Raw genomic sequence first — 12766 nt, 5'->3', positions numbered from 1 at the left:
TCGATGATCGTGACACGCAGGACCACGCTGGCGGCCCTGGCCGCTACCGCTGTGCTGGCCCTGGCCGGCTGCGGCAAGAAGGAAGCCGACAAGCCCGCCGAGACCGGTGCTGCCTCGGCACCGGCCGCTGCGGCCGCCGAGCCGCTCAAGGTGGCTTTCGTCTACATCGGACCGGTTGGCGATGCCGGCTGGACTTACGCCCACGATGCCGGCCGCAAGGCTGTGGAAGCCAAGTTCGGCGACAAGGTGAAGACCACGTTCGTCGAGAACGTGCCCGAATCCGCCGCCGATGCGGAGCGCGTGTTCCGTGACCTGGCCAGCCAGGGCAACAAGCTGATCTTCGGCACCACGTTCGGCTACATGGAGTCGATGCTCAAGGTGGCGAAGGAATTCCCGGACGTGAAGTTCGAACACGCCACGGGCTTCAAGACTGCCGACAACCTTGCCCAGTACGATGTGCGCACCTATGAAGGCGCGTACCTGGCTGGCGTGGTGGCGGGCAAGATGAGCAAGAGCGGCAAGATGGGCGTGGTGGCATCGGTACCGATTCCCGAAGTCATCCGCAACATCGACTCTTTCGCCCTGGGTGCGCGTTCGGTGAACCCGAAGGCTACCGTCAAGGTGGTATGGGTGAACAAGTGGTTCGATCCGGGCAAGGAGCGCGAAGCCGCCACCACGCTGATCGGCCAGGGCGTGGACATGCTGATGCAGAACACCGACTCCGCCGCCGTGGTGCAGACGGCCCAGGAAAAGGGTGTCTACGCATTCGGCTGGGATAGCGACATGACCCGCTTTGGCGAGAAGGCCCACCTGGCCGCCTCCGTGATCTCGTGGGGCGTGTACTACAACAAGGTCGTGGAAGACGTGCTGAACAACCAGTGGAAGAACAGCACCATCTGGTGGGGCCTGAAGGAAAACATGATCGACCTGAAGGCGTTCAACGCCGTGGTGCCTGAGGACGTCAAGGCACTTGTGGAAGAACGCAAGAAGGGCATCATCGACGGCTCCGCACCGATCTGGAAGGGTCCGCTCAAGGACAACACGGGCAAGGAACAACTGGCTGACGGCAAGGCCGCAGACGACGCGTTCCTGCACAACGTGAAGTTCTACGTGGAAGGTGTGGAAGGCAACGTGCCGGGCTGATATCCCGTGGCAGCTTCTGCCCTGTGACGAAAACGCCGGCCTCGTGCCGGCGTTTTTTCTGCCGGATTGTTTCGTTCCCCGCGCCGGGGAACTTGAATCGACCCACACCGGCCCAAGCTACTTGCTCATACCCGCTGATCGTGTGACCAAGGAGGCCCATCATGTGGAAGCGATTCTCTGCCCTCTGGACACTGGTGCGCCGTGACGGCCGCCTGTTCTGGTACGCCCTGCGCCACCCCGATGCACCGCCCTGGCTCAAGCCTGCTGCATTCGGCCTGCTGGCCTATGCACTCTCTCCGATCGACGTGGTGCCCGACGTCATCGCCGGACTCGGCATCGTCGACGACGTAGTGATCATCCCCCTGGCCGTCCACCTGATCCTCAAGCGACTGCCGCCGCATATCCTGAGGCAAGCGGAACTGCGGGCGACGGCGACGACCGTCAGGCCGCGCTGACGGTGTCTGCGTCGAGGTAAAAAAAGCCGCTGCATTGGCAGCGGTTTTTTTCGTCTCGCTTACTACTTCTCCGCCTCCGCACACTGCCGCGCCAGTTCCGCAATCAGCAGTTCGGCCGTTGCCAGGTTGGTGGCGCACGGCACGTTGTGGACATCGCATGCACGAACCAGCGCGTTGATGTCCGGTTCGTGCGGTTGAGGCGTCATCGGATCGCGCAGGAAAATCACGGCGGTCACCCTGCCCTCGGCCAGTTGCGAGCCGATCTGCAGGTCGCCACCCCACGGACCGGACAGCATCCGTGAGACGGGCAACCCGGTTTCGTCGGCGATCCGTCCGCCCGTCGTACCCGTCGCCAGCAGGTCGCAGCGGGCGAGGAATTCGCGATGACGGCCCGCGAAGGCGACGATGTCATCCTTCTTGTGATCGTGGGCAATCAACGCGATGCGGGCCTTGCACCCCCCGTCAGGCCGCAGGACAGCCATCAGAATGTCCCCGGGTAGGCGCCGCCGTCGAGCAGCACGTTCTGGCCCGTCATGAAAGCGGCCTGCTTGCTGCACAGGAACGCGCAGGTGGCGCCAAACTCGGACGCTTCGCCGAAGCGGCGCGACGGATTCAGCGCGGCACGACGCTTGGCCATTTCGTCGATGCTGATGCCAGCCTTCTGGGCACCGCCTTCCATCGTTTTCTTCAGGCGGTCGGTGTCGAACGGCCCTGGCAGCAGGTTGTTCACGGTCACGCCATGCTGCGCCACTTCGCGCGCCAGGCCGGCCACGAAGCCAGTCAGGCCAGAACGGGCGCCGTTGGACAGGCCCAGCACGTCGATCGGTGCCTTGACCGCCCCGCTCGTGATATTGACGATGCGGCCCCAGCGGCGCGCGATCATGCCGTCCACGGTGGCCTTGATCAGTTCGATCGGGGTCAGCATGTTGGCGTCGAGTGCGGCCAGCCATTCGTCGCGGCCCCAATCCCGGAAGTTGCCCGGGGGCGGACCACCGGCGTTGTTCACGAGGATGTCGAGATCACCGAGCTTGGCTACGGCGTCAAGCGCCAGCTTGCGGCCTTCCGGCGTGGTGATGTCGGTCGCCACCGCCAGCACGCGGCGGCCGTAGCGGGCGCGCAGGTCGGCAGCAGCCTTCTCCAGTGCCTCCGCACCGCGCGCGACGATCACCACGTCGACACCTTCCGCCGCGAGCGCTTCGGCACACGCGAACCCGAGGCCCTTGCTGGCGCCGCACACCAATGCATGCTTACCGCGCAGTCCGAAATCCATGGTCTCTCTCCTTCCTTGGTTGAACCGTCAAAACTAGTTTCAGGGTTTGCTTCAGACTTTCTTCATCGACAGCAGATACATGCCGCCCATCACCAGCGCGCCACCGGCCAGTTGCACCCCGGTGATCGGCTCGCCCAGCACCCAGAACGCCAGGGCCAGCGTGGACACCGGGCCGATCATGCCGGCTTGCGACGCCAGCGGCGCGCCGATGCGCGCCACCGCGATCATCGTCAGCGAGACCGGCAGCACCGTGCAGAACACCGCGTTGATGGCCGACAGCCACAGCACCGGCGCCGGTTGCGCCAGTTCGGCTACGGGCCGGCCCAGCACCGCATACTGGATCACACAGCAAAGCGTGGACACGCACATGGCGTAGGCCACAAGCCGCAGCGAGCCCACCCGCTGTACCAGCTCGCCGCTCAGAATCAGGTAGACACCATACGACAACGCACTGGCCAGCACCAGCGCTCCGCCCAGCCAGACCTTCGCGCCACTGACGTCGAGGTCATGCACGAACACGAGCACGATACCTGCGTAAGCCAATAACAGCGAAATCCATTGGCGACCATGGATGGGACGGCGGAACACCAGCGCGGTGAACAGCAGCACGAACGACGGCGTCAGAAAGAGGATCAGCCGCTCCAGCCCGGCGGTGATGTATTGCAGGCCGAGGAAGTCGAGGAAGCTCGACAGGTAGTAGCCGATGATGCCCAGGAACACCACGCGCCCGCGATCCGCCCATGACAACGCCGGCAGCTTGCGCGCCTGCCACCAGCCGATCGCCATGAACAGTGGTGCCGATAGCAGCATGCGCAGCGTGATGACCATCACGGCATCCACGTTGTAGCGGTACATGAGCTTGGCCACGATGGCCTTGGCGGAGAAGAGCACCGCGCCGATGGCGGCAGTGGCGAGTCCGACACGATGCGCGGCGTGAACGCCTGCTGACGGGGACGAGGGGAGCGACTTCTGGGAAGCGGACACGGGAAAAGCAGGTTGGGGCGTGGTCGCCGCTGGCGGTCGGTGTCGTGTGCCGATGGCACCCGGCGAACCCGCCGATTGTAAGTCAAAAGGCGCCCGGGCTGGCCCCGGCGGCATGACCTGCTTTCCCATACAATGACCCGCGCCCGACCCGGCACGGGAGCGATCCGGCCGGACGGTGCAACCGATAAAAAGATCAAGGAGACCCGACGCATGCCGTCCCACCCCACCGCCGCGCCGCGGCGCGCTTTTCTGCTTCTCGCCACGTTGCTCGCTGCCGGAGGCATGTCCCCCGCCTTCGCCGCTGACGGCTTCCCGTCCAAGCCGATCCGGTTCATCGTGCCGTACGCCGCGGGCGGCACCACCGACCTGGTGGCGCGCACGGTGGGCCAGCGTGTCGGCGAGAAGCTCGGCCAGCCCGTGGTGATCGAAAACCGGCCCGGCGCGGGCGGCAACATCGGCATGGAAGCCGTGGCCAAGGCAGCGGCGGATGGCTACACCATCGGCTTCGGCGCCATTTCGACGAATGCGCTGAATCCTCATATCTACAAGCACGTCCCGTTCGACCCACGCCGCGACTTCACGGCCATCAGCCTGCTCGGCACGTCGACCATCGTCCTGGAGGTCAGCGAAAGCCTGCCGGTCAAGACCGTGCCCGAACTGATCGCCTATGCCAAGGCCCATCCCGGCCTGACGTACGCCACGGCCGGCACGGGTACCTCGATGCATCTGGCGGGCGCCATGTTCTCGCAGATGACGCAGACGGGACTGGTTCATGTGCCCTACAAAGGCAGCAGCCCGGCCATCAACGACATGCTCGGCGGCCACGTCAACGTGATGTTCGACAACCTGCCCGCGTCGTTGCCGCACATCCAGGCTGGAAAGCTGCGTGCGTTGGCGGTGGCGGGCAAGACACGCGCGCCGTCGCTGCCCAACGTGCCGACGCTGGCCGAGGCCGGCCTGTCTGGCTATGCCGTGGAACCGTGGTTTGGCGTCTATGGCCCTGCCAACCTGCCCGCACCGATCGTCCAGGCACTCAACTCCGCGTTCGTCGAGGCGCTGGCCCGGCCGGAGGTGCGCGACAAGCTGGCCCAGGCAGGCTTCAATCCGAAGGGGTCCAGCGCGGCTGAACTGCAGGCACTGACGCAGGCCGAGTACGAGCGGTTCGGCAAGGTGGCGAAATCGGCAGCCATCACGGTGGACTGACCCGCCCGGCTGCCTTCACCCGGCAATTCCTGCCGCTGCGCAACGGCGGTCAGCCCCCATCCATTACAATCCGGCTGCATCGGCCCTCCCGTATCCGGGAGGGCCTCCTCCTTTTGCCGAACTTCGACAAAGTTCGTCGAGCCTCTGCCGAGCCGCCATGAAACAAGATCCGCGCTTTCCCAATCTGTTCATCCTCAATCACCCACTGATCCAGCACAAACTCTCGCACATGCGCGACAAGGAAACGTCGACGCGTACGTTCCGGGAGTTGCTCCGCGAGATCACGCTGCTGATGGGTTACGAGATCACGCGCAACCTTCCGCTGACCACCCGCCATATCGACACGCCGCTGGTGCCGCTGGAAGCACCTGTCATCGCCGGCAAGAAGCTGACGATCGTGCCGGTGCTGCGCGCGGGCGTGGGCATGAGCGATGGCCTGGTCGAACTGATTCCGTCGGCGCGCATCGGGCATATCGGCGTGTATCGCGACGAGCAGCATCGCCCGGTGGAATACCTGGTGCGCCTGCCCGATGTGGAAGACCGCTCGTTCATCCTGTGCGATCCGATGGTCGCCACCGGCTACTCGGCGGCCCATGCCGTGGACGTGCTCAAGCGCCGCGGCGTGCCCGACGAGGCCATCACCTTCGTTGCGCTGGTGGCAGCCCCCGAAGGTGTCGAGGTCTTCCAGAAGGCCCACCCCGGCGTGAAGCTCTTCGTGGCCTCGCTGGACAGCCACCTCGACGAGCACGCCTATATCATCCCGGGTCTCGGCGACGCGGGCGACCGTCTGTTCGGCACCAAAAACTGAAGTCGATGGGGCGCGCTTGACGCGCCTCAACGTTTTACGGGGTGGACTCTTTCTACACTGGGGACGCGTGTCCGGGCATCGTTTCCGGCGTCAACAAGGAGTCTCCCCATGGAAGCACTGAAGATCCTGACCTCCACGGCCACCGGCCTCGCCAGCCTGGCCGTCATCGCATTCATCATCGGCATGGCAGCGTTCTTCGTCTGCCTGTTCTCGCGCAAGGCAAGAGAGGATGCGGAGGCGGCAAGAAAAGCAGTCGGCAAGCCGTGACGAGTTTCCTGCAGCCGCACAGTCGCAATGACAATCGCCCGCCAGATGCGGGCGATGTCGTTTCTGAAAGCCGGAAGACGTATTGTTACTTCCGCTTGCCCCCGCCCAGCAGACTGCCGAGCACGCCTCGGATCAGTTCACGTCCGACCTGCGAGCCCACGGTGCGGGCAGCGGATTTCGCCATCGACTCCAGGATCGAATCGCCGCGGCCGGTCTTGCCAGTGCCGCGTGTCAGCGAGCCGAAGATCTCGCCAGCCCAGCTGCCTTCTTCTTCCTTTGCGTCGGGTGCAGGCTTTGCGCCCGCCTTGTCGCTCGCGCCGGTCGGTGCGCCGCGCGCCGCGCCAACGGCCTCGCCGCGCAGCTTTTCATAGGCCGACTCGCGGTCGATGGTTTTTTCATAGGTGCCAGCGACAAGCGAGTTGGCGATCAGGGCGCGGCGCTCCTCATCGGTGGCCGGGCCGATGCGGCTCCCAGGCGGCAGCACCCACGCCCGCTCGGTCACACCAGGCGTACCCTTGGCGTCGAGGCATGACACCAGGGCCTCGCCAACACCCAGTTCGCTGATCGCCTGCTCCAGATCGAGCTTTGGATTCGCACGCATCGTAGTGGCTGCCACCTTCACTGCCTTCTGGTCGCGCGGCGTAAACGCACGCAGGGCGTGCTGCACGCGGTTGCCAAGCTGGCCGAGGACCGTGTCCGGGATATCGACCGGGTTCTGCGTCACGAAGTACACGCCCACACCCTTGGACCGCACCAGCCGCACGACTTGCTCGATCTTGTCGAGCAGTCCTTTCGGCGCGTCGTTGAACAGCAGGTGGGCCTCGTCGAAGAAGAAGACGAGCTTGGGCTTGTCCAGGTCGCCGGCTTCGGGCAACTTCTCGAACAGTTCCGACAGCATCCAGAGCAGGAAGGTGGCGTACAACCGTGGCGCATTCATGAGCTTGTCCGCTGCCAGGATATTGATGACGCCCTGCCCCTTCTCGGTCTGGATGAAGTCCTCCAGGTTCAGCATCGGCTCGCCGAAGAACTTGTCCGCACCCTGCGATTCCAGTGCGACCAACCCGCGCTGGATGGCCCCGATCGACGCCGACGAAATATTCCCGTACTCGGTCGTGAACTGGCTCGCGTTATCGCCCACGTACTGGAGCATCGCGCGCAGATCCTTGGCGTCGAGCAGCAGCAGCCCATTGGCATCGGCAATGCGGAACACGAGGTTCAGCACCCCCTGCTGCGTGTCATTGAGTTCGAGCATGCGGGACAGCAGCAGCGGCCCCATGTGCGACACCGTGGCACGCACCGGGTGCCCCTTCTCGCCGAAGACATCCCAGAGCGTAGTCGGGCAGGCCCACCAAAGGGGTTCGGGCAAGCCATGTTCGGACAGTCGGGCCTTGAGCTTGTCCGATGCCACGCCGGCCTGGGAAATGCCCGTTAGATCACCTTTGACGTCCGCCATGAAAACGGGGACACCCAGGCGCGAGAACCCTTGGGCCAGGGTCTGCAGCGTGACGGTCTTGCCGGTACCGGTGGCGCCGGTGATCAGGCCGTGCCGGTTCCCCATTTCGGGCAGCAGCATCAGGTCGTGATCGGCATTTTTGGCAATGAGGATGGGGTCGGCCATGGCGGGTCTCGGCAGTCGGCGTGTCAATTGACAGAAAACAGGCAGGAAACCGCGCGGCGCTCGGTGTCCGGCCATCGATCATGGTGCGGCACGGCAGGGGCGCGTGATAAAATCCTGCGCTGATTATAGCCAGCAGATTGGCACATCAATCACATGGCGTGGCCACCGGATCGTCAGGGACAAACCTGGAAACCGACCCGAAACCGGTCACGCGCGGCATCCCGCCGGCGCCATGCCACCGGGCTCCCACATCACACGACACGTTTTCCGCTTCGGAGAGAAACATGGCCGGTCATTCAAAATGGGCCAATATCAAACACAAGAAAGCCGCCGCTGACGCGAAGCGCGGCAAGGTCTGGACGCGTCTGATCAAGGAAATCACCGTGGCCGCCAAGCTTGGCGGCGGTGAGGCCGAATCGAATCCGCGCCTGCGCCTGGCCATGGAAAAGGCCATGGACGCGAACATGCCCAAGGACAACATGCAGCGCGCGATCCAGCGCGGCGTGGGTGGCCTGGAAGGCGCGAACTACGAAGAAATCCGTTACGAAGGCTACGGCCTGTCGGGCGCCGCGATCATCGTGGACTGCCTGACCGACAACCGTACCCGCACCGTGGCCGAAGTCCGCCACGCGTTCTCGAAGCACGGCGGCAACATGGGCACCGAAGGTTCGGTGGCGTTCATGTTCACCCACTGCGGCCAGTTCCTGTTCGCCCCCGGCACGCCCGAGGACAAGCTGATGGACGCCGCACTGGAAGCCGGTGCCGACGACGTGGTGACCAATGAAGATGGCTCGATCGAAGTGACCTGCCCGCCGAACGATTTCGGCGAGGTCAAGGCGGCGCTGGAAGCCGCCGGCTTCAAGGCCGAGGTGGCCGATGTGGTCATGAAGCCGCAGAACGACGTGAGCTTCACCGGCGACGACGCCGTCAAGATGCAAAAGCTGCTGGACGCGCTGGAAAACCTGGACGACGTACAGGAAGTCTTTACCAACGCGGTGATCGAGGACTGACCCTCGCACCGCGCCCCATGGCGGCAGCCCGGCCTCGTCCAGCTGCCGCTTCTCGCATGCGTTTCTTTTCTGGCAGTGGATCATGAAAGTTTTGGTTGTCGGTTCGGGTGGGCGTGAGCACGCACTGGCCTGGAAGTTGGCCCAGTCGCCCAAGATGCAGGTCGTCTACGTGGCCCCGGGCAACGGGGGCACGGCGCTCGACAAGCGTCTGCAGAACGTGCCGCTGACCGATCCAGAGGTGCTCGCCGCCTTTGTGGAGCGTGAAGGCGTGGCGTTCACCGTAGTCGGCCCCGAGGCGCCGCTGGCCGCTGGTATCGTCGACGTGTTCCGCGCACGCGGTCTGCGCATCTTCGGACCGACGAAGGCCGCTGCCCAGCTCGAATCGTCGAAGGACTTCGCCAAGGCGTTCATGCATCGCCACGGCATCCCCACCGCCTACTATCAGACGTTCTCGGACGCAGCCGGCGCCCATGCCTACATCGACGCACAAGGTGCGCCGATCGTGATCAAGGCCGATGGCCTGGCCGCTGGCAAGGGCGTGGTCGTGGCCATGACGCTGGAAGAAGCGCATAGCGCCGTGGACATGATGCTGGCCGACAACAAGCTCGGTGACGCCGGTGCGCGCGTGGTGATCGAGGAGTTCCTGGAGGGCGAGGAAGCGAGCTTCATCGTCATGGTCGACGGCAAGAACGTGCTGGCCCTGGCCACGAGCCAGGACCACAAGCGCCTGCTGGACGCGGATGCGGGCCCGAATACCGGCGGCATGGGCGCGTATTCGCCGGCCCCGGTGGTCACGCCTGCGCTGCACGCCCGTGCGCTGCGCGAGATCATCCTGCCCACCGTGCGCGGCATGGAAAAGGACGGCATCCCGTTTACCGGTTTCCTGTACGCCGGCCTGATGATCGACAAGGACGGCAACCCGAAGACGCTCGAATTCAACTGCCGCATGGGCGATCCGGAGACGCAGCCGATCATGGCGCGCCTGAAGACCGACCTCGTGGACGTGATGGAAGCGGCCGTGGACGGCAAGCTCGACCAGATTGAACTGGATTGGGATCGCCGCACCGCGCTGGGCGTGGTCATGGCCGCGTACGACTACCCCGAGAACCCGCGCAAGGGCGATGCCATTACCGGCATCCCGGCCGAGACCGACGACGCCGTGACGTTCCATGCGGGCACCACCCTGACCGATGGCACGCTGCTGACGTCCGGTGGACGCGTGCTGTGCGTGGTAGGCCTGGCCGACACGGTCAAGGCCGCGCAGAAGAACGCCTATGCCGCCGTGGAGCAGATCCGCTTCGACGGCATGCAGTTCCGCACCGACATCGGCTATCGCGCGATCAAGCGCTAACGAGTCGGTCACCCGCACGGATCCGGCCAGCGTTGGCGTGAAGTGGGTCTCGAAGTCGGCCCACATTGCCCCCGCAGCCCGCGGGGCGGATCAAGCCGGTACAATCATGACACCGCAATGACGGCCGGCGCACGCAGCCCGGCCGTTTTGCCACCGGCCCACCCCCATCCACGATCATGATCGAATCCCAGGCAGTCCGTGACTATCTGCTCGGCCTGCAAGACCGCATCACCGACGCCATCGCTGCTGTCGATGGCCAGCCGTTCCTGACAGACAACTGGGAAAAGCCTCCCATGGAGCGCTTGCAGGGCAATGGCCGCACCCGCATCCTGGAAGGCGGCAAGATCATGGAACGGGCCGGCGTGGGTTTCTCGCACGTGCGGGGCAGCACGTTGCCGCCGTCGGCCACCGCCAACCGGCCGGAGCTGGCGGGACGTGGCTTCGAGGCGATGGGCGTCTCGCTGGTCTTTCATCCGCGCAATCCGTATGTCCCGACGGTCCATATGAACGTGCGCTGCTTCATCGCCCGCAAGCCCGACGCGCCCGATGAAGAACCGGTCTGGTGGTTCGGCGGCGGCATGGACCTGACGCCCTACTACGGCAATGCGGACGACTGCACGCACTTCCACCGGACCTGCCAGGCTGCGCTGGCACCGTTCGGCGACGATCTCTATCCGCGCTTCAAGCAATGGTGCGACGAATATTTCTTCCTGAAACACCGCGGCGAAGCGCGCGGCATCGGCGGCATCTTCTTCGATGACTTCTCGGCGCTGGGTTTCGAGCAGAGTTTCGCGATGATGCGCTCGGCTGGCGATGCATTTCTGGACGCCTACCTGCCGATCCTGAATGCGCGCAAGGACACGCCCTATGGCGAACGCGAGCGGGATTTCCAGGCGTATCGGCGCGGCCGCTATGTCGAGTTCAACCTGGTCTTCGACCGCGGCACACTGTTTGGCCTGCAGTCGGGCGGCCGCGCCGAATCCATCCTGATGTCGATGCCGCCGCAGGTCTCGTGGCGTTACGACTGGCAACCGGAGCCGGGCACGCCGGAAGCGGCGCTCTATACCGATTTCCTGCCCGCGCGGGACTGGGCCTGATGTCGATGACCGAAGCCACCCGCCCGACCGGCACTGAAACGACTCGCCCCTATCGCCTGGGTATCCTGGGCGGCACTTTCGACCCGCCGCATCGTGGCCATATCGCACTGGCGGAGCTTGCGCTGGACCACCTCGATCTCGATGAACTGGTCTGGATTCCGACCGGGCAATCCTGGCAGAAGGGTGATCACGTGACACCCGCCGCCGACCGGCTGGCGATGACGGAACTGGCTGCGGCCACGCTCGCCCCGGCACGCGGCAAGGTACGCGTGAGCCGCATGGAGGTGGAGCGCGAGGGCCCCAGCTACACCATCGATACCGTGCGGCACCTGCGCGAGGCCTATGGCGCCCAGGCATCGCTGTCCTGGCTGATGGGTGCCGACCAATTGCTGCGCCTGCACACATGGCACGGCTGGGAGGCACTGTTCAAATATGTGCACCTGTGCATCGCCACGCGCCCGGGTTTCCATCTCGATGCGCTGGAGGGTCCGGTGCTGGAAGCCATGCAGCAACGTCAGGCGGACACGCACCTGATACAATGCACGCCCTCCGGACATATGTGGATCGACCAGACGCTTGCCGTCGACCTGTCGTCCACCGGCCTGCGCCAGCATCTGGCAGGCGGCGTGCTGCCGGACCAGGCAGATGACCAACTGCCGGCCGGCGTGGCACACTACATCGCGCGTCACGGGCTATACCAGAACCCCTGAGCCGACGCGCACCCTACCCGAATGAAGCTGAACAAGAAAGACACCATGGATATTCGTAAACTGCAGCGCGCGATCGTCGACGGACTCGAGGATGTGAAGGCGCAGGACATCAAGGTGTTCGACACCACTCACCTGACCGAACTGTTCGACCGGGTGGTGATCGCCAGCGGTAGTTCGAACCGCCAGACCAAGGCGCTGGCGGCGTCGGTACGGGAAACGGTCAAGGACGCCGGCGGTCATATCATCGCCGTCGAAGGTCTGGAAACCGGTGAATGGGTGCTGGTGGACTGCGGCGATGCCGTGGTGCACATCCTGCAGCCGCAACTGCGCATGTACTACAACCTCGAGGAAATCTGGGGTGACAAGCCGGTGCGCGTGAAGCTGTCGTCCGCAAAGGGCCTGGCCAAGGCCAGCGAACCGATGGACGACGAGGACTCGGAACCATCGCCGCGCGTGCGTCGCCCGTCCAACCTGCGTCCGGCATTGGCCCGCCTGCCGGAAGGCATGAAGGAACCCTCCCCGCCGATGGGCCACGAGGATACCGATTCCGACGCATTGGCCACGATGGGCGCCCGCGCCCGCAAGACGCCGGCCAAGCGCACGACTTCGACTGGCACGGCTGTCAAGAAGGCTCCGGCCCGCAAGACCGCCACGGGCACCGCTGCCAAGGCGCCCGCTCGCAAGACCGCCACCGGCACCGCTGCCAAGGCACCGGCTCGCAAGACTGCCACCGGCACGGCCGCCAAGGCACCGGCTCGCAAGACTGCCGCCACCAAGACGGCCGCCAAGGCCCCTGCCAAGACCGCAGCGCGCAAGCGCTCGGCCTGACCCGAGCCACCGGGCATCGCAC

The 12766-nt window shown here is 65.0% G+C and carries 14 protein-coding genes; 10 read left to right on the top strand and 4 right to left on the bottom strand.

Going from position 1 to position 12766, the window contains the following annotated elements; genetic code table 11:
- Positions 1-3: 3 nt before the first annotated feature.
- Both ABDB81_RS05875 and ABDB81_RS05870 read left to right on the top strand, forming a co-directional pair.
- Positions 4-1143 (top strand): BMP family ABC transporter substrate-binding protein, encoded by a 1140-nt coding sequence (locus ABDB81_RS05875; protein ID WP_137922926.1) that lies wholly within the window; start codon positions 4-6, stop codon positions 1141-1143.
- A gap of 161 nt (positions 1144-1304) precedes the next feature.
- Entirely contained in the window at positions 1305-1598 is a 294-nt protein-coding gene (locus ABDB81_RS05870) for a YkvA family protein (RefSeq protein ID WP_346810345.1), read from the top strand.
- A gap of 62 nt (positions 1599-1660) precedes the next feature.
- Here the strand turns inward: ABDB81_RS05870 and ABDB81_RS05865 are convergent, their stop codons facing one another.
- Genes ABDB81_RS05865 through ABDB81_RS05855 form a run of 3 tightly spaced genes read right to left on the bottom strand, consistent with a single transcriptional unit; the run spans position 1661 to position 3852 of the window.
- The gene (locus ABDB81_RS05865) at positions 1661-2080 is read right to left on the bottom strand and encodes a methylglyoxal synthase (protein WP_137922924.1); all 420 of its coding nucleotides are present in this window, start codon (positions 2078-2080) and stop codon (positions 1661-1663) included.
- Positions 2080-2868 carry an SDR family oxidoreductase gene (locus ABDB81_RS05860; protein ID WP_137922923.1) on the bottom strand — a complete coding sequence of 263 codons (789 nt, stop codon included), beginning with the start codon at positions 2866-2868 and terminating at the stop codon, positions 2080-2082. The genes ABDB81_RS05865 and ABDB81_RS05860 overlap by 1 nt, the downstream gene beginning before the upstream one ends.
- A 51-nt stretch (positions 2869-2919) precedes the next feature.
- Positions 2920-3852 (bottom strand): DMT family transporter, encoded by a 933-nt coding sequence (locus ABDB81_RS05855; protein WP_346810344.1) that lies wholly within the window; start codon positions 3850-3852, stop codon positions 2920-2922.
- A 210-nt stretch (positions 3853-4062) separates the two neighbouring features.
- Between ABDB81_RS05855 and ABDB81_RS05850 the strand changes: the two genes are divergently transcribed.
- The 3 genes from ABDB81_RS05850 (at position 4063) to ABDB81_RS05840 (ending at position 6130) form a co-directional block, all read left to right on the top strand.
- Positions 4063-5055, top strand: coding sequence for a tripartite tricarboxylate transporter substrate binding protein (locus ABDB81_RS05850; RefSeq protein ID WP_137922922.1), 993 nt, complete (start codon positions 4063-4065; stop codon positions 5053-5055).
- Positions 5056-5212: 157 nt separating this feature from the next.
- Positions 5213-5863, top strand: coding sequence for a uracil phosphoribosyltransferase (gene upp / locus ABDB81_RS05845; RefSeq protein WP_137922921.1), 651 nt, complete (start codon positions 5213-5215; stop codon positions 5861-5863).
- A gap of 108 nt (positions 5864-5971) precedes the next feature.
- Positions 5972-6130 (top strand): DUF3149 domain-containing protein, encoded by a 159-nt coding sequence (locus ABDB81_RS05840; protein WP_137922920.1) that lies wholly within the window; start codon positions 5972-5974, stop codon positions 6128-6130.
- An 85-nt stretch (positions 6131-6215) separates the two neighbouring features.
- On the opposite strand, the gene ABDB81_RS05835 is transcribed toward ABDB81_RS05840, so the two are convergent.
- Positions 6216-7748: a helicase HerA-like C-terminal domain-containing protein gene (locus ABDB81_RS05835; RefSeq protein WP_346810341.1), complete on the bottom strand. Its 1533-nt coding sequence runs from the start codon at positions 7746-7748 to the stop codon at positions 6216-6218.
- 284 nt (positions 7749-8032) lie between these two features.
- Between ABDB81_RS05835 and ABDB81_RS05830 the strand changes: the two genes are divergently transcribed.
- From ABDB81_RS05830 to rsfS, 5 genes are all read left to right on the top strand, one after another.
- Positions 8033-8758 carry a YebC/PmpR family DNA-binding transcriptional regulator gene (locus ABDB81_RS05830; protein WP_137922918.1) on the top strand — a complete coding sequence of 242 codons (726 nt, stop codon included), beginning with the start codon at positions 8033-8035 and terminating at the stop codon, positions 8756-8758.
- Positions 8759-8840: 82 nt separating this feature from the next.
- Entirely contained in the window at positions 8841-10109 is a 1269-nt protein-coding gene (gene purD, locus ABDB81_RS05825; RefSeq protein WP_137922917.1) for a phosphoribosylamine--glycine ligase, read from the top strand.
- Positions 10110-10285: 176 nt separating this feature from the next.
- Positions 10286-11206, top strand: a complete 921-nt coding sequence (gene hemF, locus ABDB81_RS05820) for an oxygen-dependent coproporphyrinogen oxidase (protein ID WP_346810338.1) — start codon at positions 10286-10288, stop codon at positions 11204-11206.
- Between the two features lie 5 nt (positions 11207-11211).
- Entirely contained in the window at positions 11212-11916 is a 705-nt protein-coding gene (locus ABDB81_RS05815; protein WP_346810441.1) for a nicotinate-nucleotide adenylyltransferase, read from the top strand.
- A gap of 45 nt (positions 11917-11961) precedes the next feature.
- Positions 11962-12744 (top strand): ribosome silencing factor, encoded by a 783-nt coding sequence (gene rsfS / locus ABDB81_RS05810; protein ID WP_346810335.1) that lies wholly within the window; start codon positions 11962-11964, stop codon positions 12742-12744.
- Positions 12745-12766: the final 22 nt, after the last annotated feature.

Origin of the sequence: Cupriavidus sp. DL-D2 (assembly GCF_039710735.1) — a bacterium.
In the GTDB taxonomy this organism is placed as follows: Bacteria; Pseudomonadota; Gammaproteobacteria; order Burkholderiales; family Burkholderiaceae; genus Cupriavidus.
The sequence above is the reverse complement of the archived record's forward strand: the minus strand, read 5'-3'. Positions and strand labels throughout refer to the sequence as shown.